Consider the following 24489-nt stretch of genomic DNA (forward strand, 5'->3'; position numbering starts at 1 on the left):
CGGTTCGGCAAGCAGCGAAAACAGTCGCGTTAGCTTGCCGGAGAAAAACAATAAGGATGACTGTCCAACGCATGACTCCTGTATGAAAGTGGGCACATTATAGCCCGGCGTAATAGCGGGTAAAGCGGGAAAACGCCGCCGGTGAGGATTCGTTTACTTTGTCTGGTTCGGGCCCTGGGCAGCGCGATAACGCCAGGCGGGGAACATTGCCGCCCACGGTGATTTACTTCAATTCTTCCCCTGGCGTGCGGCGAAAAGCAGCATAAATCTCAACTTTCCTCCTGTCCGGCACGATCTTGCGCTAAAGATTGCCGTTAACGCTGAAGATTAAAAATTTAAAACTATTAACAATCACTTAACATTAGCAGGCAAACCATTCTTCCTGAGGAACACAACACCATGTCTACCACCCAGGTTCTCGGCGAAACGCCCTATGCTTCGCCAGGACAACCGCACGCCAGCTTAACCGGACGCATTGACGCGCTGCCCGCCTCCTTCGGGTTATGGTCGTTTATCACCCTGCTCTCCCTCGGCGGCTTCTTCGAGCTCTATGACTTGTTCCAGACCGGGTACATTAGTGCGGGCCTGCTGGCGGAGGGTATTTTCCACACCGGCGCGGCGGGGATCTTTGGCATCGCCGATCAGGCGGCCTTTGCCTCCGCCACCTTTATGGGGCTGTTTATCGGCGCGAGCCTGCTGGCGCCGCTGGCGGACAAGCTGGGACGCCGGCTGACCTTTATGGTGGCGCTCGCCTGGTACGGCTTTTTCTCGCTGCTGATGGCGACCCAGAGCAGCGCGGAAGGGGTGATCTTCTTCCGCTTTATGGTGGGAATCGGCCTCGGCATTGAGCTGGTGACCATTGACACTTACCTCAGCGAATGGGTCCCTACCCACCTGCGCAATAAAGCCTTCGCCTTTGCCTTCTTTATCCAGTTTCTGTCGGTTCCGGCGGTGGCGCTGATGTCCTGGATATTGGTGCCAACCACCCTCTTCGGCCTCAGCGGCTGGCGCTGGGTGATCATCTTCGGCGCGCTGTTCTCGCTGGCGATCTGGTTTATCCGCAAAAAACTGCCGGAGTCAGCCCGCTGGCTGGAAACCAAAGGGCGGCATGATGAGGCGCATGCGGTGATGTGCGCGATGGAAGCCCGCTGCGGCCTGACGCCGTCGCCGAAGCATGCGCAGGCGGCGGAGAGCGTCGTCAAACGCGGCACCTTCCGCGAAATCTGGGCGCCGCAGTATCGGCAGCGCACCCTGATGCTGATGGTGATGAATTTCTTCCAGGCGATCGGTTTCTTCGGCTTTGGCAACTGGCTGCCGGCATTGCTCTCCGGTCAGGGCGCCAGCATTACCCACAGTCTGCTGTACGCCTTCTTTATCACCCTCGCCTATCCGCTGGGCTGTCTGTTCTGCACCCGCTTCGTGCATCGCTTTGAGAACAAGTGGCAGATCGTTCTCTCCGCGCTGATGACCGTCATCTTCGGCACCCTGTTTGCCCTGCAGAACAGTCCTATCCTGCTGGTGATCTGCGGGTTTATGATCACCTGGTCCAACGCCTGGCTGACCATCAGCTACCACGCCTACCAGGCCGAGGTCTTCCCGACCCATATTCGCGCCCGCGCCGTCGGCTTCTGCTACTCGTTCAGTCGTCTCTCGACCGCGGTGACCAGCATCCTGATCGGCATTATTCTGCAATATGCCGGCACGCCGGGGGTGATTAGCTTTATCGTCGTCAGTATGCTGATGGTGATGCTGTCGGTGGGGATCTTCGGCCCGAGAACCCGGGGCATTCGACTGGAGAATATCTGAGGCTGGCCTCAGCCAAAAATCCCCTGCGCCTCGGCGAAGCATTTTTCCGCCAGGGACGAGACCGGCTCCTGCTGGCGCATAATCAGCGCCAGCTGCGAATCGACCTGGGTTTCGGCGATCGGCAGAATTTCAAGATTATCGCTCAGCGCTTCGAGGCCGTTGTTAAGCGGCATAATGGCGCAGCAGATCCCCGCCTGCACCGCCTGGATAATCTGAAACGTCGAATCGCTTTCAAAGACAGACTTCGGCGTTAGCCCTTTGGCCTTAAAGCTGATTTCAATGGATTCCCGGTAGTACATTCCCTTGGTCAGAAAGCCAAGGGGCAGCGTCGCCAGCGTATCCCACCCCGGCGTCCCGTCGCTGAAGTCGAAATGGCGTTTATCGTGCAACAGTCCCATACGGGTTTGCGGCAGCCGGGCGATCTTAAACAGACGTTCATCCAGATGCTGCAGGTAACAGATCCCCAGGTCCAGCTGGTTGCGGCTGACGCCATCGATAATCTGCTCCGAGGTCATTGACAGCAGGCTGAACTGCAGCGCCGGGTATTTCTCCGCGAGAGGTTTAATCAGCTGCATCGGATTGAGGCTCGCCAGCGGCACCATGCCAACCCGTAGCTGACCGACCATCTGTCCGCGACAAATGGCCGCCTCCGCCGCCAGACCGTCATGGGCGGCCAGCACCGCCCGCGCCCAGGCCAGGATCCGCTCCCCCTCCGGGGTAAAACCCTCGAAGCGCTGGCCGCGCTGGATAAGGGTCAGGTTCAGCTCCTCTTCCAGATTACGAATGCGCATGGAGAGGGTCGGCTGGGTAATATGGCAGGCTGCCGCCGCCTGGCCAAAATGGCGCGTCTGATCGAGCGCGATCAAATATTTGAGTTGCTTAATATCCATTCTTTTTCCCGTTTGAACCCCGCCGTTCACCCCCGGGGCCGCGCACAGGTTACCAGAATGTTAGTTTCATAACCGATAAATTCAAGCGAGGAGACGAGGGGGCGACGGGCGCAGGACGGCGCGACGCCGCCCAACGCCCTCTTTCTTTAACGCACGCCGGACAGCGGGCGGATCTCTTTCGAGCGCAGCGTCAGGCGGACGGGGACCGACTTATAGGAGGGCGTTCCGCTCTCTTCATCCAGATAGTTCAGCGGCACCAGCACGTTGGCTTCCGGATAATAGGCGCCGACGGTGCCGGGCGCGATGCCGTAGGCCACCACCGTGATATCTCTGAGCGTCAGCGAGCTGCCCGGCAGCGCAGTGTGGATATCGACCCGATCGCCATGCTCCAGACCCTGGTCGGCCATATCCTGCTCGTTCATAAACAGCACGTCGCGGCGACCGAAGACGCCGCGGTAGCGGTCATCCATGGCGTAGATGGTGGTGTTGTACTGGTCGTGGCTGCGCAGGGTGACTAAGCGCATCACCTCCTCGCCCTCCACCACCACGTTCTCATGCACACCTTTGAAAACCGAGAACATGGCTTTGCCGGTGGCGGTAGGCCAGATGCGCTCGGTCGGCGGCAGCGGCATGCGAAAGCCCCCGGGGTGGCGAATGCGCTGGTTATAATTCTCGAACCCCGGAATGGTCTGTTCGATCAGCTCCCGAATACGGTCGTAATCTTCCACCAGATACAGCCAGTCCACTTTGCTGGCCGGCAGAGTGGCCATCGCCAGACCGGCGACAATCGCCGGCTCCGAGCGCAGCGTCGGCGAGGCGGGCTTTAGCTTGCCTGACGAGGCATGCACCATCGACATCGAATCCTCGACGGTGATCGACTGTCGACCGCTGGCCTGCAGGTCAAGCTCGGTGCGGCCAAGGCACGGCAGAATAAAGGTCTCTTTCGCCGTCAGCAGGTGCGAGCGGTTGAGCTTGGTGCCGACGTGCACGCTGAGCTCAAGGCCGCGCATCGCCGGGAAGGCGCGTTCGTGATCCGGCATCGCCACGGCGAAGTTGCCCCCGAGGCAGATCAGGGCTTTGGCGTCGCCGGCGATCATGGCCTCCAGCGCCTTCACCGCATCGTGACCATGATGCCGCGGCGGCGTGATCCCCATCACCCGCTGCAGGCTGTCGAGGAAGGCCGCGGAAGGTTTTTCGCTGATCCCAACGGTGCGGTTTCCCTGCACGTTAGAGTGGCCGCGCAGCGGACAGATGCCGGCCCCCGGCTTGCCGATATTGCCGCGCATCAGCAGCAGGTCGGCAATCAGCCGGACGTTGGAAGTGCCTTTATTATGCTGAGTGATCCCCATGCCGTAGGTGACGATGGTGGCCCTGGATTTGGCGTAGGCCACGGCGACCTGGGTCAGCGACTCGCGCGTCAGACCGGACTCCTGCTCAATGTCCTGCCAGCGGGTGGCGTGCAGATCCTCGGCGAAGGCGGCGAACCCTTGGGTATGTTGCGCAATAAACGCGTGGTCGAGCACCTGGCCCTGCTCCTCCTCCAGCTGCAGCAGCGCTTTGGCGATCCCTTTCAGCGCCGCCGCGTCGCCGCCGGCCCGCACCTGGTAGTAGGTCGAGGCGATCGGCGTCGAGCGATACGTCGCCATCTCCATCACGTTTTGCGGGTCGGCAAAACGCTCCAGCGCCCGCTCACGCAGCGGATTAAAAACGATAATCGGCACGCCGCGGCGGGAAAGCTCATGCAGGGTGCCCATCATCCGCGGGTGGTTGGTGCCCGGATTATGGCCGATAGAGATCACCAGCTCGGTCTGGTCAAAATCGTCGAGGGAAACGGTGCCTTTGCCAATGCCGATCGACTGCGGCAGGCCCACGCTGGTGGATTCATGGCACATGTTAGAGCAGTCGGGAAAGTTATTGGTGCCATACTCGCGGGCAAACAGCTGAAACAGCCACGCCGCTTCATTGGAGGCCCGTCCGGAGGTGTAGAATTCAACTTCATCCGGCTGCAGGCCGCGAAGGATCTCGCCGATACGGGCGAAAGCCTCTTCCCACGCCACCGGGCGCAGCGTGTCGCTGGCGCGGTCGTAAACCAAAGGATGTGTTAAGCGGCCATAGCCCTCCAGTTCAAAATCGCTTTTCGCCAGCAGGGAGGTCACGGTGTTAGCCGCGAGGAACGCTGGCGTCACCCGTTTGGTGGTCGCCTCCCAGGTCACAGCTTTGGCGCCGTTTTCGCAAAACTGAAAAGTGGATTTATGCTCTTTATCCGGCCAGGCGCAGCCCGGGCAATCGAAACCGTCAGGCTGGTTGGTTCGCAGCAGCGTGGCGGGCGCTTCAAAGGCATCCATCTGGGTACGCACGGCGATGGCCGTCGCCTTCAACGCGCCCCACCCGCCTGCCGGACCGTCATAAGGGTGAACACCGGGAACCGCGCGTCTTTTATTGGTCATCTTTTTACTCCTGCTGCTCTGTTCTGGCCGCCGCCGGCGGAAAAAAAGCGTGCGACGGCCCCGGCGACGAGGCGTGGTGTGCGCGGCGTCACCTGATAAGAATGCTGTTTCTCAAGGATAGTACGATGGGAAAGCGTAGGTACTGCGTTTGTTAACCGAATAATAACATACACCACAAATCTGTATAATTGATGTTATCTATCGGGTGTTAAATTTAACTTATTTGCAAATTTTGCTTTTATCCCCCCCTCCGCGCGGCGGGTCGCATGGGCGCGGGAAAGTGATGACCGGGCAGCGGAAACTGCCCGGTGCGCAGGGCTCAGGTCAGGTTGAAGTACCGGTCCGGACGCAGCGTCTCCGGCAGCGGATGTTGACCGGTCATGTCGAGCAGATTGCGCTCAATGGTATTGCACATCGCGTTCAGCGGCAGGTCGTTGGCGGCGGTGCCGAAGGGATCTTCCAGCTCTTCCGCCAGTGAATCCCACGACAAAAAGGTGTAGGAGATAAAGACCGAGACAAACGGCGTCATGTAGTGCAGATCCCCGACCAGGGCGAACGGCAGCAGCGTGCAGAACAGATACACGGTGCGCTGTAGGATCAGGGTATAGGCGAACGGCACCGGGGTGGTGGCCAGCCTTTCGCAGCCGCCCAGCACGTGCGCCAGCTCATCGAGTTTGTTGTCCATCAGCCCATAGGTGATGTCGCTAAGCTTGCCCGCCTCGCGCAGCTGGCCGATTTCGTTGCCGACCAGCAGCAGGATCCGGTTGGTGGGCATTGAGCTGGCGAGGATCTCCGCCACCTGGTCCGCCGGCAGCAACCGCCGCAGGTCAGCCGTCGGATCGGTTTTGCGCAGCTGGTGCTTCAGGCTCCAGCTAAAAGCCACCAGATAGCTGACGATGCGGCGATGGGCATCGTGTTCGGCCGGCAGGATATTGCGCAACTGGCGCACCAGCGTACGTTCGGCGATAAGCACCGTCCCCCACAGATTGCGCGCCTCGACGAAGCGGCTGTAGCTGGCGCTGTTGCGAAAGCCGAGGAAAATCGCTATCGCGATCCCCAGCAGGCTGAACGGCGCCACCGTTAAGTGGATCCCCCACTGCGCGTACCATTGATAGCTGATAATGGCGATGATGGACATCAGCACATTAAGCAGCAGACGAAAGATGATTTTTGACAGCACGGAGCCGTGCCAGTCAAATAGGCGAAGAAACCAGTGTTGTTCTGGCCGAATGATCATTGTCTGACTTCCTGAATTACCGCTCTGGTTATTATCTCTTAATAAAAAATAGAGAGTATCGATGAACCGATTGGTTTATTTTATCGTTAACTGCAACGGGCAGATCTGCGCCATTATTTAGCGATGGTCATGGCCGGCTCAGTATGAGCCTTATTTATCGTTCGGGCAATCAAAGTGCGAGCGGGTGGCCGAGGAATAATGGCTCAGGGATAAAATAACCGCTGAGCCAGTCTGTTTTCCGCTTATGACGTCAGGCAGTTTGCCTTCCCCGGCGAACCGGCAACCGCCGCGCTGGGATCGAGATGCACCATCACATTGAGCACCGGATGGTGCGCTATGACCCGCGCCCGCGCCTGCCGGGCAATCTGATGCCCTTCGGCTACCGACAGCTCTCCGGCCACCTCGAGATGGACATCCACCAGCACCAGATCCCCCGCCTTACGGGTTTTCAAATCGTGCAGACCCGCTACGCCCGGCGTGGCCCGCAGTGTGCCGGCGATCGCCCGCTGCATCTCTTCATCGACGGCGCGGTCCATTAAATCGTGCAGCGCGGTGGCGGCGAAACGATAGCCCATCCGCGTAATCACCAGCCCCACCGCCAGCGCGGCGAGCGGATCGAACCAGGCAAACCCGGCCAGATTACCGATGATCCCCAGCGCCACCACCAGGGATGACGCGGCGTCCGAGCGGGCATGCCAGGCGTTGGCGATGAGCAGCGAGGAGTTCAGCCGCCTGGCGGCCGCCAGCATATAGCGAAACAGCCCCTCTTTGACCACCAGCGCCGTCAGCGCCATCCACAGCGCCACGCTGTGCACCGGCGCAATCGTCTGCGGTTGCGCGAGATGACCCGCTGCAGACCACAGCATACCGACCCCGACCAGCGCCAGGATCGCGCCGAGGACCAGAGAGGCGCCGTTCTCATAGCGCCAGTGGCCATAATGGTGATCGTGGTCAGAGGGCCGGCGACTCTTTTTATTCGCCACCAGCACAACGCCATCGGCGAGCAGATCGGAAAAAGAGTGCATTCCATCGGCAATTAACCCCTGGGAACCCGAGAATATTCCCACCGCAATCTGCAACGCGGAGAGAAAAATATTGACCACCACGCTAACCAGGGTACTCTTTCGCGCCTGCTCCGAACGCTGATGATATTTATTATCATTGTCAAAATTATGTTGTGTCATTATTTCTCTCCCTCAGTGAGCGGGAAGAATAAACTGACAAGCTGAGTTTATGCTTAACAATATAAAAGTCATTGCCTTGCGGTTTAACGAATTCGCTGCGGTCGTTAATGAATAGATTCTGAAAGTGTGGCCGGAGAGGTACAACCGCGCGCGGATGGACTATCTTATCACTGGCGCCGACAGGTCGGGCCGCCTTCTCTTAGCCACCATAGGAGTCAGCGATGTCAGATATCACACCCTCCCGACTGCGTTTTGCCATTAATCTGGGCAATGCGGTACTGGCCCATCCTGGCGAAAGGGGCGTGCCGACAGGCATTACCCCCGAGCTCAGCCATCGACTGGCGAAGCGCTGGGGCGTCGCCGCCGAGTTCGTCACCTATCCTGCCGCCGGTAAAGTGGTGGCCGACGCCGGCGGCGAACGCTGGGATATTGCCTTTCTGGCCATCGATCCGGCACGGGAGGCGACCCTGCGCTTTACCTCTCCCTATATCACCATCCAGGGAACCGCGCTGGTGAGAGCCGGTTCGCCCTGCCAGAGCGTGGCCGATATGGATCGCCCGGCAACCACGATTAACGTCGGGCAAAACGCCGCCTACGATCTGTGGTTAACCCGCCATCTGCAGCACGCCAGCCTGAATCGTCTCCCCTCCTCGCAGGAGGCCATCGACGCCTTCCTCGCCGGTGAAGGGGATATGGTCGCCGGCATCCGTCAGCCGCTGGAGGCGACAGCGCGCCGCCATCCGGAGGTGCGGGTCCTGGCGGATAATTTTACCGAGATCCAGCAGGCCATCTGCGTCGCCCGGGAAGACGTGGCCCGCTTTAGCGCGGTGAACGACGCGTTGAACGAATGGCGAGCGGACGGTAGCCTGGAGGCGCTGATTGCCCGGCACCTGGGCGAGGCGGGCTGAATCACGCCTCCGCCATCCGGCGCATGGCGCAATGCCAGGCGCCGTTGCGTACCGAGGCGCGCAGCACGCGGGCGATAGCCTGCACCATCAGACGCGTCGTGCGCCGCTGCAGCGGCGTCAGCGACAGTCCCAGCATCTCCTGCGCCCATGGCGGCAGAAGATCGATCCCGGCCCGCATCATCACCTGGCCAACCGGCTGACTCAGGCGACCCGGCAGACGGGTGGTGAGCAGCACCTCAGCCACCTCCCGGGTACGTTCGTCACAGCGCAGCTGCGGGCGCATCGCCTCAAGATAGTCCGCGACCTCATTCGGCGTCCGGGGAATATCCTCGGCCCCCAGCCGGCGAGCGATCTCCGCCGACTCGCGAAAATAGTCCTCCTGGCGCTGGACGCTGACCACCGTGCGCTTATAGCGCAGATGGGAGGCCATAAAGCGGCTGCACTCGGCGACATGCACCCAGGTCAACAGCGCCGGGTCGCTTGCCTGATACGGCGTGCCGTCCTTGTCCACCCCGGCGATCCGCTGATGGATCCCCTGCACTTTGGCGATCAGCCGCTCCGCGTCAGGGGTGGCGGCAAAGGTGGTGGCGGAGATAAACTGACTGGTGCGGCGCAGGCGGCCAAAGATATCCTCGCGAAAACGGGAGTGGTCCCAGACGCCGGCCAGCGCCAGGGGATGCAGCATCTGCAGCAGCAGCGCGCTAATGCCGCCGCACAACATAGAGGTAAAATCGCCATGCACCTGCCAGATGGCTGATTGCGGACCAAACAGCCCCGGCTCCCCTTTGGGCTGTTCAAAATCAATCTCTTTTAGCGCCATGCCGGTCAGGCCGAGCACCTGCGCCTCGATCATCCCGCGAATGCCGATCATGATGGAGTCCTTTACGTTTGCGAAAGGACCCAAGATACCACTATTGCGCAGCGGAGGCAGTGGCGGGGAGAGAGATCGCGGGAACGGTGCCCGCAGAGTGCGGGCACGACAGCTTACGGATTCAGCTGGTAGTCGAGGGTGATATTGGCTTTCAGCACCTGCGATACCGGGCAGCCGGCCTTCGCTTTCTGGATGATCTCATCGAACGCCGCCGGCGCGACGCCCGGCAGGACAATCTGGCTTTGCAGCGCGATGTCGGTTATCGCAAACCCGCCGTCGGTTTTATTGAGGGTGACCACCGCGGTAGTGTCGATGGACGTCGCGGTATAGCCCTCTTCGCTGAGCATCAGCGACAGAGCCATCGAGAAGCAGGCGGCATGCGCGGCGCCGATCAGCTCCTCGGGGTTGGTGCCTTTCACCCCTTCAAAACGGGTGTTAAAGCCGTAGGGCTGCTGGCTCAGCGCCCCGCTCTCCGTCGACACGGTGCCTTTGCCATGTTTGAGATCGCCTTCCCAGTGCGCCAGCCCTTTCTTATGAATCGCCATATGACTCCTCCTGTGATGATGTCGAACAAAAAGTATAGTGCCTGATGCCGAACCTGCGTCTATTCTGCGGCCCGCCACCCCGGCATTCCCGAAAAGTACCCGTTGCGGGTGACGCTAACGGCCATCGTGAGGATGATAAGGATCGGTTTTGTCATCCTCGCTGTCGTCCCGTTTACGCGGCACTTCGCCCTGTTCGCCCGGCGCCTCGCGCGCAGGGTGCTTCCCGCGCTCCTCGCCATGCGGGTGAGATGTTGTGCTCATACCGGCAAGCTCCCCTTATTTAGGCGACTGTTTGAGCAGGCGATCGATACGCACTACCGGCGGCGTCATTTTGCGATCAAGGCTACCGTTAATACTGACCAGATCGTCAGGCTCTACATGCTGTTCATTAAACGCGGCAACCGGAATAATGGCGGTGATGGTGCCGCTTTTATCGCGAAACTGATAACGGTCATCTCCCTGCCGGGTCAGCAGATTGCCGCGCAGCGAAATCGTGGCGCCGTCGTGCATGGTTTTCGCCTGCTCAACGGTCATGATCCGCCCCTCCTCGACGCCGCGATAGCCGTCATCCAGTTTGTGCGGCGGCGGCGGCGCGGCATCCTGGCTAAAACCGCCCTTATCGTCCGCTTGCGCGACAGCGGCGGCAAACAAACAGGCCATGGCCAAGGCTAATTTTTTCATCATGCCTCCTTGTTTTTGCTGATGAACAGAATAAAGCCTGGCTGAGGCTGGCCATTTTTACAAAGTCAATTGTTCTGATATCGTCTAATATAAGAATGTCCTTATCGTTGCGCTGATGCCGAAACGAAACGCGGGGAAAATAATAATGATTGAGAATCAACAGCCTTGTCCCATCGTCGACGAAAATGAACGAGCCCTCCGCTTTGAATATCGCTTCAGGCGCTATGGGATAATTGCACTCAGCCTCATTATCCTTACCGCGTTAAGCGGCCTTTGGTCCTCTGGTTATTTCAGTGAGGCGCACCGGGAAAGCGCAGGAGGTGAATTAATCGTCGATTACCAGCGTTATGCCAGACTGATGAGTGAAACCGAACTGAATATTCAGATCAAACCCAACCAGGAAAATGACACCACGATCAGCTTCGCCGCCACGTTATTAACTCGCTACCAGCTTGGCGATATCCGCCCGCAGCCGGATAAAATGTACAGTGCCGACGGGAAATTATATCTGGTGTATCAGCGGACGACCAGCCGCTCGCCGCTCTCGGTGTGGTTAGCGATTACCCCCAAAACCATAGGCACGCTCTCCCTGCAGGCGGCCGTCAACGATCGCCCTGCCGTCAACTGGCAGCAGTTTGTCTATCCGTAGGAGTCGCGATGGAAATGGTCCTTAGAGCCGCAGCAATCTATCTGATATTGCTGATTATTTTCAAGATTGCCGGCAGACGAACCCTGATGCAGTTAACGAATTTTGACCTGATATTGCTGCTGATTATCAGCGAAGCTACCCAGCAGGCGATGCTCAGCACAGACTATTCCGTCACCGGTTCGATGCTGACTATCGTCACCCTGGTCAGTATTGATATTTTATTTGGTTATATTAAGAAAAAATTTGCCCAGGCGGAAAATTTCCTTGATGGCACGCCGGTTATCGTGGTGGAAAATGGTGCTGTCATCGATGAGAAAATCAAGCTCGTCAATATTTCTGTCGATGATATCCTGCTGGCGGCCAGGCAGCACCATGGGATTTATGAACTGAAAGCGATCAAATTCGCTATTCTCGAACGTAACGGCCAGATATCCATTATTCCGCAACAGGAATAACACCGGAATAGCTATTTATCGCGCTCCGGTTGTTTATCCCCCGATTCCGGGGCGCGGGTGGCGTCATCCTCTTCTTTTTCTACGCTACGCGTGTTTAATGTCAACATTTTTCCTCCTCGCGGGTTGTCAGGGACCTTACAGATTATAGAACCTCAACGCCTGCTTATGCAGAAACAGGCCAGAGTCATCAGGATATGTCGCCTGATTCACACTGCGCTTATTCCAGGATATTTCCCACCTCACCGTTGTTATTTGTGCTTAATAATTATTCGATCCGTGCAGCTTAAATTTACGATAGCGAAAAAATGAATGAGGTCACTATGTCCGTGATGGTTATTACCGGCGGAACCGCCGGGGCAGGAAAAGCCACCGCGCTGCGTTTCGCCCGCGCAGGGTATCACGTGGCGCTGATCGCCCGCGATGAAACGGGTCTGCAGGAGACGCAGCAGGCCTGCGAACGGTTTGGCGTCAAAACGCTGGCGATTAGCGCCGATGTTGCCGATGCCGGGGCTGTGCAGCGCGCCGCCGCCGAGGTGGAAGCCACCCTCGGTGCCATAGACGTCTGGATCAACAACGCCATGACCACCGTGCTGGCGCCCTTTCGTCAGATGAGCGACGACGAATTTCGCCGGGTGACGGAGGTGACCTATCTTGGGTATGTCAACGGCACCCGCGCGGCGCTGGAGGTGATGACGCCCCGGGATCGGGGGGTGATTATTCAGGCTGGATCGGCGCTGGCCTGGCGCTCGATCCCCCTGCAGTCGGCCTATTGCGGAGCCAAAGCGGCCATTCGCGGCTTCACCGATGCCGTGCGCACCGAGCTGATGCATGAGAAAAGCCACATCCAGTTGACCATGGTCCAGCTGCCGGGGATGAACACCGCTCAGTTTGGCTGGGCACGCAACAAAATGGATCAGGCCATGCAGCCGGTACCGCCGGTCTATCAGCCGGAGGTCGCCGCCGAGGCTATCTACAGCGTGATCCAGCGGCCGGTGAACGAGCTGTGGGTGGGGAAAAGCACCATCCAGTCGATCCTCGGCCAGGTCTTCTTCCCTCGTCTGCTCGATCGGCTGATGGTGAAGAAAGCGTGGGAGGGACAGTTTACCGGCCAGCCGAAGCCGGCAGAGCACCAGGACGACCTGTTCACGCCGGTGCGCGGCAATCATCCCGGACACGGCCCCTTTAACGATGGCGCACGGCGTAAAGCAGTGACCATCAGCGCCGATCTCCCGGGAAAAGTGGCTGCCGGCGTCGGTGTGGCGGTGGCGACGATGGCCCTGCGGGCGTTGTTCCGTCGACCGGGGAGACGGCGCTAAGGCAGGCTGCGGCTGAACCAGCGGTAGCCATACCCTGAGAGCGCCAGCCGCGCCTCTTTCCCGCCGTGCAGCCCGTCCTGGTAGAACTTATCTTCCAGAATCGGGCTCCAGTAGCCCTCGGCCAGCGGCGGGAGCTGGACCTCTACCGCCTGCTGGCCGCAGTTCGCCAGCATCAGCACCTCCCGCGATTCGCTGCGATAGCACAAGGCCAGCACCGCGGCAGGCTTCACCGTAAGGAGGGTAAAGGGGATGGATCCCGGTTCAGTATATTCCGTGCGCGCCAGCACCATATTGCGCACCCGATGCAGTAGCGAGCGGGGGTGGCGCAGCGCCGCTTCGACATTGATCCGCTGGTAGCGAAACCGTCCGCTGGCCACCGGTTTTACCGGCAAATCCTCACGCGCCGCCCGGGAGAAGCCGCCGTTGGGCGCCGCCGACCACTGCATCGGCGTTCGGACCGCGTAGCGCTCCGGTAAGCGCAGATCGTCGCCCATCCCAATCTCGTCGCCATAGCGCATCACCGGCACGCCAGGCAGCGCCAGCAGGATAGCATGAGCCAGCGCGATGCGTCGGGTATCACCACCCAGCATCGGCGCCAGCCGCCGGCGCACGCCGCGCTGGTAAACCGACATCGATTTATCCGGGGCAAAGGTGCGGATAACCTGGCGCTTGTTGCGTTCGCCAATCCCCTCAAGGTCCAGTTCATCATGGTTACGCAGCCAGTTGACGAAGCAGCATCCGTCCGGCGGGGCCACCATCGCCTGCAGCGCCTTCACCACCGGGGCGGCGCGCTGCTGCGCCAGGCTGACATAGAGGTATTTATTAAGCCAGAAATTGAGCACCATCTGCAGCCGATCGCCGCGGCCGAAATAATGGCGATACGCTTCCACCTCCACGTCCACTTCACCCAACAGTATCGCGTCGGGATTGAGGCGCTGCACGACCTGGCGAAGATGCGTCAGCAGCGGGTAGCCCCGCGCCTCTTCGCCCTTCCCGGCCTGCTTCACCAGATGTGACGCCGCATCGAGGCGAAATCCTGACACCCCGGCCTGCAGCCAGAAGGTGATGATGTTTTCTATTTCGGCGATCACCGGCGGATGAGCGAGATTCAGGTCGGGCTCATGCCGATAAAACATGTGACGATAGTATTGTCCGGCCTGGTCGTCCCAGCTCCAGACGCTCTCCTCGACGCCGGGAAACATGGGCGGATCGTCGTTCTCCGGCGGCCGATCGGCCCAAAGATAGTATGGCCGCCACGGCGAGCGGGGATCGCGTCGCGCCGCCTGAAACCACGGGTGCCGGGCGGAGGTGTGTTGGATAACCAGCTCAACGATCACCCGCAGTCCCAGCTCCCGGGCGCGGGCAATCAGCTCAATCACGTCGGCGATGGTCCCGAAGCGGGGATCGGGCTGCAGATGGTCGCTGATATCATAGCCATCATCCTGCAGTGGGGTGAGATAGAAAGGGGTCAGCCAGAGCACCGTCGCCCCCAGACTACGAATGTAGTGCAGCTTTTGGCGTATACCGGCAAGATCGCCAAACCCATCGCCGTTGGCATCGTAAAACAGAGAACTGTCCACCTGATAGATGACCGCTCTGTGAAACCACTCTTCCTGTTGCATCACTATCACCTTGCGTTCTGCCCGCCACTGTCAGCTTCCTCAGCGCGCCCTCCTGTTCCTGACGTCTGCTTTGCCGACAGGCGGTACGGGATCGGGCTCTGCAGGAGGGGCCCTGTTGGCCACCGCGTCCACCAGCGCCTGCTGCCTGGCGGTTAATTTCAGCGGAACCGCTTTCTCGGTGGCGAGCAGCGCGATGGTGTGGCGCTTAACCATAATTGACTCCGGCGGCTTATTGTCCGGCCTCAACGCCGGGCAGATTGTTATGCATCAGATATTGCCCGGCCAGCGCCGGCAAATGATGCAGCAGCCAGTCAGCCATCCCTCTCTCTTCGGCAAGGATCCCTTCCAGAGTAGGCATCGCGCTATGGTCCCCCACTCGCTTCGCCGCCGTTAATAAAGCGGTATAGCAGGCGACCTCAAAATGGGCAAAAACGTAGGCGGTGATAATCAGTTTAATGAGCTCATCGCCGGGCAGCATGATGCCAATAGTCTGGCCCAGGGCTGCGACCCGGCTCATCGCATCCTTCAGCGCCGAGCGGGAGATATGGTTGCGGGCGATAAGGTCCTGCAGGGCCGACAGTTGCCGACGGGTTTCATAGAGATGTTGTTCAAGGCGGGTCCGTAATTGCGGTTCATTATCGAGGCGTCTGATGGTGGCCATAAGCAGTGACTCGGCCTGTTTTTCCATGGCATGGGCATCGCGAAGCCAGTTATGGTAATTTTCACTATCCGTCATATACACCTCTGATCATTAATTTTTTATTTTGACGGGGAGTCTTCATTCTCTTCCGCCGCCTGGTCAGCTCGCGCTGCGCTATATCCGGATAAATGCCCAACAATATTAGCGTAAATACTGATGAGAATGACCCACAGGACGCTGTCTTTCCACCAGATTAACGAGGGTATCGCCAGACCCACCCACATAACGGCGGCCACAAGATGACAACGCTTAATAAATACCGGCGTCAGTTTCATTTTATTACCTTAGATCTGAACAATATTTAGTAAGCGGATGTGTTGCTGCCCACTCCTGGCATCCGGCGGTTAATACCCGGCTGACAATATCTTCCCTTTCCGCAGCCATAAAAACAGTGCCGTCATTTACTCGCCCTTACCGCTTCGCCGGCACATTGCCGTTGCGGTAAACAGCGCTTAATTATTAAGGTTGCTATAATTTAATTATCCTGCTCCTTTTCTTCCGTTGCGGACAATAGACGATGGGTAAGTGAAAGCGTACGCAAATAAACAGAAACCTGCGGACCGCCTGGCCCACAGGTTTCTGTCCTGACGCCGTCGAAACGGCGTCACGGGTCATCAGTCGCTAGCTGTCGCCGGCTTTACGGCCGCCGCCATGACTGTTCTTACCACCCTTTTTACCGGCTTCGGATGCACGCTCAGGATCATTTTTAAAGTTCCCGCCGCTGTGCTGTCCACCTTTACGCCCGGCTTCGGATGCTTTTTCACGATCTTCTGCAAAATTACCTGAACCGCCTCTATGCTCTGCCATAATGTTCACCTTTGGTTTGATCAATATCGGTTGGTAAATGGAAAATGACCCTGTTACAAATCATCGCCCTCGATGTCTAACACTAGAGGAATACCCGCAGGAGTCAAATTAATTCCGGCCATTAATCAGCGTTACCAATAAATAAATTAACGACAGCGAAGCGGCACTAAAAATTAATCTTTCTGCAACTCCTTCTTCGCTTTGGATTATATGCCCATTATGGTCTGCTCTGCGGACAGCGATTCTCGTTTGTAAACAAATGAAAATAAAGTGATGAATAAATATTTCTTCCACTCCCGGACAGCCACCCTTTCAAAAAATACCACCTAAGAGGCATGGCTTTATTAGCCATGCGTAGCGGTTAACTTAATATTCCCTTTTTCACGACGCGTCTTCCTCTCCGTCTTTAAAAAATTTTTCCCGGGGAGAAAAATAGCCCAGCCACGTTAAATATTGATGGAATAATCCTAATTTAACCCCAGCGATATTAACGCAGCGCTATTCACTTAAATACGCCGGGGATCAGTCGGTTAAGGAATAACAGTACCTCTTTTCCCGGGCATTCACTGGCCCTGGGCGAGTCGCCCGGGGTCTGGCGATAGGGGAACCTGACCTATCCTTACAGCTGGCCCGTTCTGTCTGAAGGAGATGACTATGCAAGATGAAAAACCGCCAATGAAGAAATTACCCACCTCCATGTTGCCAGAAGAGACGGCTCCACGTCCGGAGTTCCCGGAGCAAGAACAAAACCCGCCGGGTCTGGATGCGGAAATGGAGCCGTCACCGGACCATGGGGAAACCAGCTACACCGGCACCGGGCGGCTGGCCGGTAAGAAAGCGCTCATTACCGGCGGTGACTCCGGCATTGGCCGCGCGGTGGCGATCGCCTTTGCCCGCGAAGGGGCCGATGTCGCCATAAGCTATCTGCCGGAAGAGCAAGAGGATGCCGATGAAGTCATCGCCCTGATTAAAGCCGAAGGCCGCACCGCGGTAGCCCTGCCGGGGGATATTCGCTCCGAGTCCTTCTGTCAGTCGCTGGTGGCCGACGCGGTGGAACAGCTGGGTGGCCTGAGCATCCTGGTCAATAACGCCGGGCGTCAGCAATATTGTGAGACTCTTGAGGAGCTCACCACCGAAGACTTTGACGCCACCTTTAAAACCAATGTCTACGCGCCGTTCTGGATCACCCGCGCCGCGCTGCCCCATCTCCAGGCCGGGAGCGCAATCATCAACACCACCTCGGTGCAGGCCTATAAACCCAGTCCGATCCTGCTCGATTACGCCCAGACCAAAGCCTGCCTGGCGATCTTCACCAAATCGCTGGCCAAACAGGTGGCAAAACGCGGCATTCGCGTTAACGCCGTGGCGCCAGGCCCTTACTGGACGGTACTGCAGTCCAGCGGCGGTCAGCCGGACGAGAAAGTGAAACAGTTCGGGAAGGACACGCCGATGGGGCGTCCGGGACAGCCGGTCGAGATCGCCCCGCTGTACGTCACCCTGGCATCCGATGCCTGCTCTTATACCTCCGGCCAGGTTTGGTGTTCTGACGGTGGGGACGGGGTAGTCTAAGCCTCCCGGCAGACCGGCGTGCGACATCGCGCGCCGGTTTTACCCTCCGCCCCCGGGGATCGGTATCTGCTCTCTCGCCTCGCCGGCGCGGCGATTTTTCCTCTCCTGCAGCCTACCGGCTGCATGCTATGATACTCGCCCGCCGCTGTGCGCTAACCCCGGCCCTGACGCCAATCCTGAGGACGACAGATGAGTAATGACATCCCCCTGAAATTTTATGACATCGTGGACGAATACGAGACCGAAGCGGCTGCCCCGGTTAAGGATGAGGAACGCGATGCGCTGGCGCGCTATTTTCAGCTGCTGATTGCGCGGTTAACCAATAACGAAGAGATAGACGAAGAAGCGCAGCAGGAGATGGCCCGCGAGGCGGCCATTGACGAGCGCCGTATTGACGATATCGCTAACTTCCTCAATCAGTGGGGCAACGAGTAAGTCTTATCGTCAGCTCACCGGCAGGGCCGCCGCCCGCCGGTATTGCCGCTGAAGTCGACGCCGCTGCTCAGGCATCGGCGAGCGTTTCCCCCAGACGTCGCTGCAGCGCATCCAGAAACAGCGGCATCCCATCGGGCTGATAGTCGCGGGAAAGATAGATGCCGTAAACGCTCAGCGCCTTCGGCGTCCAGTCAGGCAGCACCACCTCCAGCGCGCCGCTGGCAATCGCGCCCCGCGCCTCCAGTTCGGGGAGCATCGCGATGCCGCACCCGGCGACCGCCGCCTCCAGCAGCAAGGAAGAGATCCCCGCGCTCAGATTACCGTTCACCGACACCGACGCCTCCTGCCCCTGCGCATCGCTGAACTGCCAGCGCTGGCCGGCAAAATGGCTGTATAACAGGCAGTTATGCTGTTGCAGATCGTCAAGCGTCGTCAGCGGACCATGCTGGCGGAGCCAGCGCGGCGCAGCGCAGAGTAGCGACCGGCACACGCCGAGACGGCGAGCGATAGCCCCGGCCTCCGGATTATCGGTAATGCGAATGGCCACGTCGATGCGCTCGCCGATCAGGCTGACCGGATGGTTATTGATATCCAGCTCCAGGCGCAACAGCGGATAGCGAGCGAGAAAGTCCGGCAGCAGCGGGGAGATCAGCTGCATCGCGGTAAAATGCGCGCACGCCACCCGCAGCGTGCCGCTGGGGTCGGCCCGCTGGCGCTCGCCGGCGATTTCATCGGCGATCCGCGTCAACCCGCGGGTCTTGAGCAACACCTTCTCCCCCGCCGGGGTCAGCGTCAGCCGCCGGGTTGAGCGATGGATCAGCCGGGCGCCGGCCCAGCTCTCCATCTGTTCCAGATAGCGGCTGACCATCGGGCGCGACATCCCCAGCGCGCGCGCCGCGGCGCTGAGGCTTCCCAGTTCGCAAATCCGCAGATATACCTGCGCCGCAATCACCCTGTCCATCACGCCTCCTTCATCTGCACGATTTATGAAACTCAGCATCTCTTATTTCAGGAATTCTATCAAATAGTGAAATCCGTACAATGCTACGCATTCCCCTGTGACTGAGAATAAATGATGAAATTATCTGCCCTTGCTATTGCCACCGCCCTGTTCAGCGGCGCGGTCTTCGCGGCGCCGCTGACGCTGCAGACTTACAACCCTCAGGAGAAAGGTATTTTTGCCGTCAACTCCACCCTCGTTTCCGGCCCGCATGAAGCGGTGCTGTTTGACGCCCAGTTCAGCGTCAAAGACGGCGAAAAGCTGGTGGACATGATCAAGAAAAACGGCAAACCGCTGTCGCGGATTGTGATCACCTCCGGCGATCCTGACTTCTACTTTGGCCTTGAGCCGCTGGTGAAAGCCTTCCCGCAGGCGGAAGTGGTCGCCACGCCGGAAGTGGTTAAACATATTGAAGCCACCAAAGCGGCAAAGCTGGCGTACTGGGGCCCGCAGATGAAAGACGGCGCGCCGACGCAGGTATACGTCCCGCAGGCGCTGAAAGCCAATAGCTTTACCATCGATGGCGAAACAGTGACGATTATGCAGCCGCATGATTACGCGGCGTTCGTTTGGATCCGGGCGAACAAAACGATCCTCGGCGGCACCGGCGTGGCGTGGGGCATGCATCTCTGGACCGCCGACACCCAGACGCCGGCCAGTCGCCAGCAGTGGCGCACTACGCTGGAGCAGATGATTGCCCTGCACCCGCAGCAGGTGATCCCGGGGCATTACCTCGGCACGCCGCCGGAGGGTGACAGCGCGGTGCGCTTTACAAAAACCTACCTCCAGCAGTTTGAGCAGGCGCTGAAGACACATAAGGATTCCGCCGGGGTGATCAAGGCAATGGAGACCCAGTGGCCGGGGCTGGCGGAAACCAGCTCGCTGGAGCTTGGCGCCAAAGTTAACACCGGCGAGATGAAGTGGTAATGCCGGCGCTGCGCGAGGGAGACTGTTCTTAATCTGGCGCGCTAAGGTTGCTATTGCCCTGAAAATGGACCACCCTACCTGAGGCCGCATAAAAAACGTGCGGCCAACTTTGGGTTACATTTCATCCGGTCACCACCGGGTTTGCCCTTGAAACCAGAACAGGATAAAGGAGTCAGAATGAAATCGAACCATCAGGCACGTCATCTTCTCGGTCTGAACTACAAGCTTTCCCAGCAGAAAAAAGTGGTGCTGGAAGGCGATGAAGAAACCACCCTCAACCATATCCATGCTACCGGCCGCAAACGCCGCGGTGGTTAATTTTCAGCCTGAGTGATGATAAACAACACCGTCCTGTTGCCAGGATGGTGTTTTTTTATGGCAATTGACGGCTTGTTTACCCGCTTGAAGACCTTCTGCTCTATACTCTGCCCGCTGCTTTTCCACCCGCCCTTCGCTTATCGCCGCGCCGGGACTGTGGACACGATCAAGGAGTTAGTGCGATGCAATTTACCCATAAGAAAAACCGTTCCCTGTACATCCCCTACGCGGGCCCCGTTCTGCTTGAATTCCCTCTGCTCAACAAGGGCAGCGCCTTCAGTATGGAAGAGCGCAGCAGTTTCAACCTGCTTGGCCTGCTGCCGGAAGTGGTTGAAACCATCGAAGAGCAAGCGGAACGCGCCTGGATCCAGTATCAGGGATTCAAAACAGAAATCGACAAACACATTTACCTGCGTAATATCCAGGACACCAACGAGACCCTTTTCTATCGCCTGATTGGCAACCATCTCGAAGAGATGATGCCGGTTATCTATACCCCGACGGTGGGCGCCGCCTGCGAACGTTTCTCCGAGATTTACCGTCGCGCCCGCGGCGTCTTTATCTCCTACCAGAATCGCCATAACCTTGACGACATTCTGCAAAACGTCCCGAACCATAATGTCAAAGTGATTGTGGTGACCGATGGCGAGCGTATCCTCGGCCTCGGCGACCAGGGGATCGGCGGGATGGGGATCCCGATCGGTAAACTGTCGCTGTACACCACCTGCGGCGGCATCAGCCCGGCTTACACCCTGCCCATCGTGCTGGACGTCGGGACAAACAACCAGCAGCTGCTGGACGATCCGCTGTATATGGGCTGGCGTCATCCGCGTATTACCGACGACGAGTACTATCAGTTCGTTGACGACGTGATCCAGGCGATTAAAGCCCGCTGGCCGGACGTACTGCTGCAGTTTGAAGACTTTGCGCAGAAGAACGCCATGCCGCTGCTCAACCGCTACCGCAATGAGATCTGCTCCTTTAACGACGATATTCAGGGCACCGCGGCGGTCACCGTCGGGACGCTGATCGCCGCCAGCCGCGGCGCCGGCAGCCAGCTGAGCGAACAGAAAATCGTCTTCCTCGGGGCGGGCTCCGCCGGCTGCGGCATCGCCGAGCAAATTATCGCCCAGATCGTCCGCGAAGGACTCAGTGAAGAAGAGGCCCGCCAGCGCGTATTTATGGTTGACCGCTTCGGCCTGTTAACCGACGGCATGCCTAATCTGCTGCCGTTCCAGAACAAGCTGGTGCAGAAGCGTGAACATCTGCAGGGCTGGGATACCACTAACGATGTCCTGTCCCTGCTGGACGTGGTGCGCAACGTGAAACCGAACATCCTGATCGGCGTTTCGGGTCAGCCGGGGCTGTTCACGGAAGAGATTATCCGCGAGATGCATAAGCATTGCCCGCGGCCGATCGTGATGCCGCTCTCCAACCCAACGTCACGGGTGGAAGCCACGCCGCAAAATATCCTGAGCTGGACCGACGGCGAGGCGCTGGTCGCCACCGGCAGTCCGTTTGCCCCGGTCACCGTGAAAGGCAAACAGTATCCCATCGCCCAGTGCAACAACTCCTATATCTTCCCGGGCATTGGTCTGGGGGTGATCGCCTCCGGCGCGTCGCGGGTCACCGACGAGATGCTGATGGCCGCCAGCGAAACCCTGGCGAAACACTCGCCGCTGGTGAACAACGGCGAAGGCCCGGTACTGCCGGAGTTGAAGGATATCCAGACCGTCTCGCGGGCGATCGCCTTCGCGGTCGGTAAGGTGGCTCAGGAGCAGGGCGTGGCGGTGAAAACGTCCGCGGAAGCGCTGCTGCAGTCCATCAGCGATAATTTCTGGCTGCCGGAATATCGTAATTACCGCCGCACCTCAATTTAATCGCGCTCACCGGGCCGAACGATCGGCCCGGTTATTAATAGCGTCCGGATAATATTCCCCGCCACAGAAACGCCTTTTTCGCCCATATTCATTTATCGTAAAAATAGAAACCAGATAGCATTTGCCGCGCGCCCTGTGCCACGCAAAATCATGGCCTCTGCCCCCTAGCAGACGATCCGCAGGCAGAAACTGCAGCCGCGCGGGGCGGGACAATCGATATCCGACGCTTCTCCACACCCTGCCAGTTTTGTCACTGGCGCGCTTTTCCTTTCCCCACTACACTGCCATCACCCATTCACTTACTGAATATAAAAGGAGGCCCCCCATGCTGTATTGTGAAATGTTTATTGTTTCACATGCCTTAGGCAATGGCGCCAGCTCAAGCGTTATCGGTATCGTGCTGCGATAACTTTGGCTTGAGCGAAGACCCTTCACAGAATCCCTTCTCTCCGGCTTACCGGGTTATCGTCAGCGAGTTTTGACGAGGCATTTGCATGCCTGTAACTCTTGAGTAAGTTGACTATGAGTACATTACTAACTGCCCATGCGCTCCACGTGGAGACTGCCTTCGGGCCGCTGTTTAATACCCTCTCCTTCACCCTGAAGAAAGGCGACCGTATCGGTCTCATCGGCCATAACGGTTGCGGCAAAAGCACCCTGCTGCAGGTGCTGGACGGCACCCTCGCGCCCACCTCGGGCAGCGTCTCACTCGCCGGTCAGTGTCTGATGGCCCGCGTTGAACAGCATCTGCCGGAGGCGCTGCGTTCGCAGTCGCTGCTGCAGGCAGTGCTGGCCCCGTTACCCGCCGACGCGCGGGAAGCACAGCGCTGGCTGGCCGAACGCCTGCTGGCGCAGATGGGCTTCACGCCGGCGGTCATGGAGCAGCAAACCAGCACCCTGAGCGGCGGGCAGCATACGCGCCTGCTGCTGGCCCGGGCGCTGATCCGCCAGCCTGACCTGCTGCTGCTGGACGAGCCCGGCAACCATCTCGATCTGCCCACTCTGCTGTGGCTGGAAAGCTTCTTGCAAACCTGGCAGGGGAGCTTCGTGCTGGTGTCACACGACAACGCTTTACTGGATGCTGTAACTAATGCCAGTTGGATCCTCCGCGACCAGACGCTGCACAGCTTCGCCTTGCCCTGCAGCGCTGCCCGTCAGGCACTGCAGGAGCAGGATGAAAGCGCCGCGTTACGTCATAAGGCGGAGCAAAAAGAGATCGACCGGGTCAGCGCCAGCGCCCGGCGGCTGGCCACCTGGGGGCGGGTGTATGACAACGAAGATCTCGCCCGCAAAGCCAAACAGATGGAGAAGCAGGTCGCCCGCCTGAAAGACGAGCAGACCGAGCTCAGCATCGGCCCGCCGTGGCGCCTGGTGTTGCAGGGGGACGCCCTGCCGGCGGACCGCCTGCTGGAGATGGACAAGCTGCCGGTGGCTCCCGCGCCGGGACTGCCGGCCCTGTTCACCACCGGCGTAGCGCGACTGCGCAGCGGCGATCGCGTGGCCATCATGGGCCGCAACGGCGGCGGGAAATCGTCCTTGCTGCGCCTGCTGTGGCAGCAGATGAACGACGCATCGCCGCTTCCGGGGTTGCGTCTGCACCCCCGGCTTCACCCCGGGTACTACGACCAGACCCTGGCGCAGTTGCCGGACGAGGCCAGCCTGCTCGACGCCCTGACGCCGTTCGCCCCGTCGGCGGACACCCGTAAACGGGCGCTGATCGCCGCCGGGTTTGGCTGGGCGAGGCATGGGCAGAAGGTCTGCACCCTCAGCGGCGGCGAGCGGTCGCGGCTGCTGTTCGTCGGTCTGTCGCTGGCGCGCTACAGCCTGCTGCTGCTGGATGAACCCACCAACCATCTGGATATGGAGGGCAAAGCGGCGCTGGCGCAGACGCTCCGCGACTATCCCGGCGGCGTGCTGCTGGTCAGTCATGACCGCCAGCTTATTAGCGAAAGCTGTAACCGCTTCTGGCTGATCGACAGCGCCGGGTTAACGGAGTGGCACAGTCTGGAGGAGGTCTATGCCCGTCTGCAGGCGCAGACCCCCACCCTGACGGCGGCCTCCTCACCCCAGGAGCCGTCACTCGCGGCTGATGATGAAGAGGCGCTGCTGACGCGCCTGATAGCCCTGGAGCAATGGCTGGCGGACGATATGGCCCGTAAGCCGAAACATCAAAAGCCCTCGCTGCAGACCCAGTGGCGAGAGGAGATCGCCCGGCTGCTTAACCAGCTGGCGTAATCTTCGC

26 protein-coding genes are annotated in these 24489 nt (G+C 59.1%); 11 read left to right on the forward strand and 15 right to left on the reverse strand.

Features of this window, described 5'->3' with window-relative positions:
- Positions 1 to 399 precede the first annotated feature (399 nt).
- Positions 400 to 1806 carry an MFS transporter gene (locus ACOI7Z_RS04440; RefSeq protein ID WP_087848786.1) on the forward strand — a complete coding sequence of 469 codons (1407 nt, stop codon included), beginning with the start codon at positions 400 to 402 and terminating at the stop codon, positions 1804 to 1806.
- An 8-nt stretch (positions 1807 to 1814) separates the two neighbouring features.
- Here ACOI7Z_RS04440 and ACOI7Z_RS04445 read toward each other — a convergent pair whose 3' ends face one another.
- The 4 genes from ACOI7Z_RS04445 to ACOI7Z_RS04460 form a co-directional block, all read right to left on the reverse strand.
- The gene (locus tag ACOI7Z_RS04445) at positions 1815 to 2696 is read right to left on the reverse strand and encodes a LysR family transcriptional regulator (protein WP_087848785.1); all 882 of its coding nucleotides are present in this window, start codon (positions 2694 to 2696) and stop codon (positions 1815 to 1817) included.
- Positions 2697 to 2842: 146 nt separating this feature from the next.
- Positions 2843 to 5143 (reverse strand): FdhF/YdeP family oxidoreductase, encoded by a 2301-nt coding sequence (locus ACOI7Z_RS04450; protein ID WP_087848784.1) that lies wholly within the window; start codon positions 5141 to 5143, stop codon positions 2843 to 2845.
- A 319-nt stretch (positions 5144 to 5462) separates the two neighbouring features.
- Positions 5463 to 6380, reverse strand: coding sequence for a bestrophin family protein (locus ACOI7Z_RS04455; protein ID WP_032452977.1), 918 nt, complete (start codon positions 6378 to 6380; stop codon positions 5463 to 5465).
- Positions 6381 to 6622: 242 nt separating this feature from the next.
- Positions 6623 to 7564, reverse strand: coding sequence for a cation diffusion facilitator family transporter (locus ACOI7Z_RS04460; protein WP_087848783.1), 942 nt, complete (start codon positions 7562 to 7564; stop codon positions 6623 to 6625).
- A gap of 221 nt (positions 7565 to 7785) precedes the next feature.
- Here ACOI7Z_RS04460 and ACOI7Z_RS04465 point away from each other — a divergent pair, with 221 nt between their 5' ends.
- The gene (locus ACOI7Z_RS04465) at positions 7786 to 8472 is read left to right on the forward strand and encodes an ABC transporter substrate-binding protein (protein ID WP_087848782.1); all 687 of its coding nucleotides are present in this window, start codon (positions 7786 to 7788) and stop codon (positions 8470 to 8472) included.
- 1 nt (position 8473) lies between these two features.
- Here ACOI7Z_RS04465 and ACOI7Z_RS04470 read toward each other — a convergent pair whose 3' ends face one another.
- The 4 genes from ACOI7Z_RS04470 to ACOI7Z_RS04485 form a co-directional block, all read right to left on the reverse strand.
- Positions 8474 to 9343: an oxygenase MpaB family protein gene (locus ACOI7Z_RS04470; RefSeq protein ID WP_023289819.1), complete on the reverse strand. Its 870-nt coding sequence runs from the start codon at positions 9341 to 9343 to the stop codon at positions 8474 to 8476.
- Between the two features lie 113 nt (positions 9344 to 9456).
- On the reverse strand, positions 9457 to 9888 hold the full coding sequence (locus ACOI7Z_RS04475; protein ID WP_004202630.1) for an OsmC family protein: 432 nt from the start codon (positions 9886 to 9888) through the stop codon (positions 9457 to 9459).
- A 114-nt stretch (positions 9889 to 10002) separates the two neighbouring features.
- The gene (locus ACOI7Z_RS04480; protein WP_032452980.1) at positions 10003 to 10149 is read right to left on the reverse strand and encodes a hypothetical protein; all 147 of its coding nucleotides are present in this window, start codon (positions 10147 to 10149) and stop codon (positions 10003 to 10005) included.
- 15 nt (positions 10150 to 10164) lie between these two features.
- A complete protein-coding gene (locus ACOI7Z_RS04485) occupies positions 10165 to 10569 on the reverse strand; it encodes a YdeI family stress tolerance OB fold protein (RefSeq protein WP_032452981.1) in 405 nt (134 codons plus the stop codon).
- Between the two features lie 145 nt (positions 10570 to 10714).
- On the opposite strand from ACOI7Z_RS04485, the gene ACOI7Z_RS04490 reads away from it, so the two are divergent.
- The 3 genes from ACOI7Z_RS04490 to ACOI7Z_RS04500 all read left to right on the forward strand — a co-directional run bounded on the left by ACOI7Z_RS04490 (position 10715) and on the right by ACOI7Z_RS04500 (position 12989).
- Complete coding sequence (locus tag ACOI7Z_RS04490) at positions 10715 to 11218, forward strand: hypothetical protein (protein WP_087848781.1); 504 nt, start codon at positions 10715 to 10717, stop codon at positions 11216 to 11218.
- An 8-nt stretch (positions 11219 to 11226) separates the two neighbouring features.
- Complete coding sequence (locus tag ACOI7Z_RS04495) at positions 11227 to 11673, forward strand: DUF421 domain-containing protein (RefSeq protein WP_023289822.1); 447 nt, start codon at positions 11227 to 11229, stop codon at positions 11671 to 11673.
- 320 nt (positions 11674 to 11993) lie between these two features.
- Entirely contained in the window at positions 11994 to 12989 is a 996-nt protein-coding gene (locus ACOI7Z_RS04500) for an SDR family oxidoreductase (protein ID WP_023289824.1), read from the forward strand.
- Here ACOI7Z_RS04500 and ACOI7Z_RS04505 read toward each other — a convergent pair.
- The 5 genes from ACOI7Z_RS04505 to ACOI7Z_RS04525 all read right to left on the reverse strand — a co-directional run bounded on the left by ACOI7Z_RS04505 (position 12986) and on the right by ACOI7Z_RS04525 (position 16118).
- Positions 12986 to 14611, reverse strand: coding sequence for an alpha-amylase family protein (locus ACOI7Z_RS04505; protein WP_087848780.1), 1626 nt, complete (start codon positions 14609 to 14611; stop codon positions 12986 to 12988). The genes ACOI7Z_RS04500 and ACOI7Z_RS04505 overlap by 4 nt on opposite strands.
- 39 nt (positions 14612 to 14650) lie before the next feature.
- Positions 14651 to 14824, reverse strand: a complete 174-nt coding sequence (locus tag ACOI7Z_RS04510; protein WP_044523443.1) for a hypothetical protein — start codon at positions 14822 to 14824, stop codon at positions 14651 to 14653.
- Positions 14825 to 14840: 16 nt separating this feature from the next.
- Positions 14841 to 15347, reverse strand: coding sequence for a ferritin-like domain-containing protein (locus tag ACOI7Z_RS04515; RefSeq protein WP_087848779.1), 507 nt, complete (start codon positions 15345 to 15347; stop codon positions 14841 to 14843).
- 23 nt (positions 15348 to 15370) lie between these two features.
- A complete protein-coding gene (locus ACOI7Z_RS04520; RefSeq protein ID WP_004202641.1) occupies positions 15371 to 15586 on the reverse strand; it encodes a hypothetical protein in 216 nt (71 codons plus the stop codon).
- A gap of 346 nt (positions 15587 to 15932) precedes the next feature.
- Positions 15933 to 16118 carry a general stress protein gene (locus ACOI7Z_RS04525; RefSeq protein WP_008804757.1) on the reverse strand — a complete coding sequence of 62 codons (186 nt, stop codon included), beginning with the start codon at positions 16116 to 16118 and terminating at the stop codon, positions 15933 to 15935.
- A gap of 654 nt (positions 16119 to 16772) precedes the next feature.
- Between ACOI7Z_RS04525 and ACOI7Z_RS04530 the strand changes: the two genes are divergently transcribed.
- Both ACOI7Z_RS04530 and ACOI7Z_RS04535 read left to right on the forward strand, forming a co-directional pair.
- Positions 16773 to 17687 carry an SDR family oxidoreductase gene (locus tag ACOI7Z_RS04530; RefSeq protein WP_023289828.1) on the forward strand — a complete coding sequence of 305 codons (915 nt, stop codon included), beginning with the start codon at positions 16773 to 16775 and terminating at the stop codon, positions 17685 to 17687.
- A gap of 189 nt (positions 17688 to 17876) precedes the next feature.
- The gene (locus ACOI7Z_RS04535; RefSeq protein WP_004202643.1) at positions 17877 to 18122 is read left to right on the forward strand and encodes a YmjA family protein; all 246 of its coding nucleotides are present in this window, start codon (positions 17877 to 17879) and stop codon (positions 18120 to 18122) included.
- Between the two features lie 67 nt (positions 18123 to 18189).
- On the opposite strand, the gene ACOI7Z_RS04540 is transcribed toward ACOI7Z_RS04535, so the two are convergent.
- Positions 18190 to 19083 (reverse strand): LysR family transcriptional regulator, encoded by an 894-nt coding sequence (locus ACOI7Z_RS04540; RefSeq protein WP_087848778.1) that lies wholly within the window; start codon positions 19081 to 19083, stop codon positions 18190 to 18192.
- 114 nt (positions 19084 to 19197) lie between these two features.
- Here ACOI7Z_RS04540 and ACOI7Z_RS04545 point away from each other — a divergent pair, with 114 nt between their 5' ends.
- Both ACOI7Z_RS04545 and sra read left to right on the forward strand, forming a co-directional pair.
- Positions 19198 to 20049, forward strand: a complete 852-nt coding sequence (locus tag ACOI7Z_RS04545; protein ID WP_087848827.1) for a Vmh family MBL fold metallo-hydrolase — start codon at positions 19198 to 19200, stop codon at positions 20047 to 20049.
- Positions 20050 to 20226: 177 nt separating this feature from the next.
- Positions 20227 to 20367, forward strand: a complete 141-nt coding sequence (gene sra, locus ACOI7Z_RS04550; RefSeq protein ID WP_012541615.1) for a stationary-phase-induced ribosome-associated protein — start codon at positions 20227 to 20229, stop codon at positions 20365 to 20367.
- On the opposite strand, the gene ACOI7Z_RS04555 is transcribed toward sra, so the two are convergent.
- A complete protein-coding gene (locus ACOI7Z_RS04555; RefSeq protein ID WP_032425875.1) occupies positions 20364 to 20471 on the reverse strand; it encodes a hypothetical protein in 108 nt (35 codons plus the stop codon). The two genes, sra and ACOI7Z_RS04555, sit on opposite strands and share 4 nt — an antisense overlap.
- Positions 20472 to 20549: 78 nt before the next feature.
- Between ACOI7Z_RS04555 and ACOI7Z_RS04560 the strand changes: the two genes are divergently transcribed.
- Complete coding sequence (locus ACOI7Z_RS04560; protein ID WP_004202648.1) at positions 20550 to 22247, forward strand: NAD-dependent malic enzyme; 1698 nt, start codon at positions 20550 to 20552, stop codon at positions 22245 to 22247.
- A gap of 522 nt (positions 22248 to 22769) precedes the next feature.
- Positions 22770 to 24482 carry an ABC-F family ATP-binding cassette domain-containing protein gene (locus tag ACOI7Z_RS04565; RefSeq protein WP_087848777.1) on the forward strand — a complete coding sequence of 571 codons (1713 nt, stop codon included), beginning with the start codon at positions 22770 to 22772 and terminating at the stop codon, positions 24480 to 24482.
- The last annotated feature ends 7 nt before the right edge of the window (positions 24483 to 24489 follow it).

Source organism: Klebsiella sp. C283 (assembly GCF_048822555.1).
Lineage (GTDB): Bacteria > Pseudomonadota > Gammaproteobacteria > Enterobacterales > Enterobacteriaceae > Klebsiella > Klebsiella quasipneumoniae.

Coding starts and splice junctions, on each gene's coding strand:
- ACOI7Z_RS04490 (WP_087848781.1), top strand. CDS start 10,715: ATGATTGAGAATCAACAGCCTTGTCCCATCGTCGACGAAAATGAACGA.
- ACOI7Z_RS04510 (WP_044523443.1), bottom strand. CDS start 14,824: ATGGTTAAGCGCCACACCATCGCGCTGCTCGCCACCGAGAAAGCGGTT.
- ACOI7Z_RS04450 (WP_087848784.1), bottom strand. CDS start 5,143: ATGACCAATAAAAGACGCGCGGTTCCCGGTGTTCACCCTTATGACGGT.
- ACOI7Z_RS04485 (WP_032452981.1), bottom strand. CDS start 10,569: ATGAAAAAATTAGCCTTGGCCATGGCCTGTTTGTTTGCCGCCGCTGTC.
- ACOI7Z_RS04530 (WP_023289828.1), top strand. CDS start 16,773: ATGCAAGATGAAAAACCGCCAATGAAGAAATTACCCACCTCCATGTTG.
- ACOI7Z_RS04455 (WP_032452977.1), bottom strand. CDS start 6,380: ATGATCATTCGGCCAGAACAACACTGGTTTCTTCGCCTATTTGACTGG.
- ACOI7Z_RS04525 (WP_008804757.1), bottom strand. CDS start 16,118: ATGGCAGAGCATAGAGGCGGTTCAGGTAATTTTGCAGAAGATCGTGAA.
- ACOI7Z_RS04460 (WP_087848783.1), bottom strand. CDS start 7,564: ATGACACAACATAATTTTGACAATGATAATAAATATCATCAGCGTTCG.
- ACOI7Z_RS04475 (WP_004202630.1), bottom strand. CDS start 9,888: ATGGCGATTCATAAGAAAGGGCTGGCGCACTGGGAAGGCGATCTCAAA.
- ACOI7Z_RS04540 (WP_087848778.1), bottom strand. CDS start 19,083: ATGGACAGGGTGATTGCGGCGCAGGTATATCTGCGGATTTGCGAACTG.
- ACOI7Z_RS04470 (WP_023289819.1), bottom strand. CDS start 9,343: ATGATCGGCATTCGCGGGATGATCGAGGCGCAGGTGCTCGGCCTGACC.
- ACOI7Z_RS04440 (WP_087848786.1), top strand. CDS start 400: ATGTCTACCACCCAGGTTCTCGGCGAAACGCCCTATGCTTCGCCAGGA.
- ACOI7Z_RS04500 (WP_023289824.1), top strand. CDS start 11,994: ATGTCCGTGATGGTTATTACCGGCGGAACCGCCGGGGCAGGAAAAGCC.
- sra (WP_012541615.1), top strand. CDS start 20,227: ATGAAATCGAACCATCAGGCACGTCATCTTCTCGGTCTGAACTACAAG.
- ACOI7Z_RS04465 (WP_087848782.1), top strand. CDS start 7,786: ATGTCAGATATCACACCCTCCCGACTGCGTTTTGCCATTAATCTGGGC.
- ACOI7Z_RS04520 (WP_004202641.1), bottom strand. CDS start 15,586: ATGAAACTGACGCCGGTATTTATTAAGCGTTGTCATCTTGTGGCCGCC.
- ACOI7Z_RS04565 (WP_087848777.1), top strand. CDS start 22,770: ATGAGTACATTACTAACTGCCCATGCGCTCCACGTGGAGACTGCCTTC.
- ACOI7Z_RS04545 (WP_087848827.1), top strand. CDS start 19,198: ATGAAATTATCTGCCCTTGCTATTGCCACCGCCCTGTTCAGCGGCGCG.
- ACOI7Z_RS04445 (WP_087848785.1), bottom strand. CDS start 2,696: ATGGATATTAAGCAACTCAAATATTTGATCGCGCTCGATCAGACGCGC.
- ACOI7Z_RS04480 (WP_032452980.1), bottom strand. CDS start 10,149: ATGAGCACAACATCTCACCCGCATGGCGAGGAGCGCGGGAAGCACCCT.
- ACOI7Z_RS04505 (WP_087848780.1), bottom strand. CDS start 14,611: ATGCAACAGGAAGAGTGGTTTCACAGAGCGGTCATCTATCAGGTGGAC.
- ACOI7Z_RS04515 (WP_087848779.1), bottom strand. CDS start 15,347: ATGACGGATAGTGAAAATTACCATAACTGGCTTCGCGATGCCCATGCC.
- ACOI7Z_RS04560 (WP_004202648.1), top strand. CDS start 20,550: ATGCAATTTACCCATAAGAAAAACCGTTCCCTGTACATCCCCTACGCG.
- ACOI7Z_RS04495 (WP_023289822.1), top strand. CDS start 11,227: ATGGAAATGGTCCTTAGAGCCGCAGCAATCTATCTGATATTGCTGATT.
- ACOI7Z_RS04535 (WP_004202643.1), top strand. CDS start 17,877: ATGAGTAATGACATCCCCCTGAAATTTTATGACATCGTGGACGAATAC.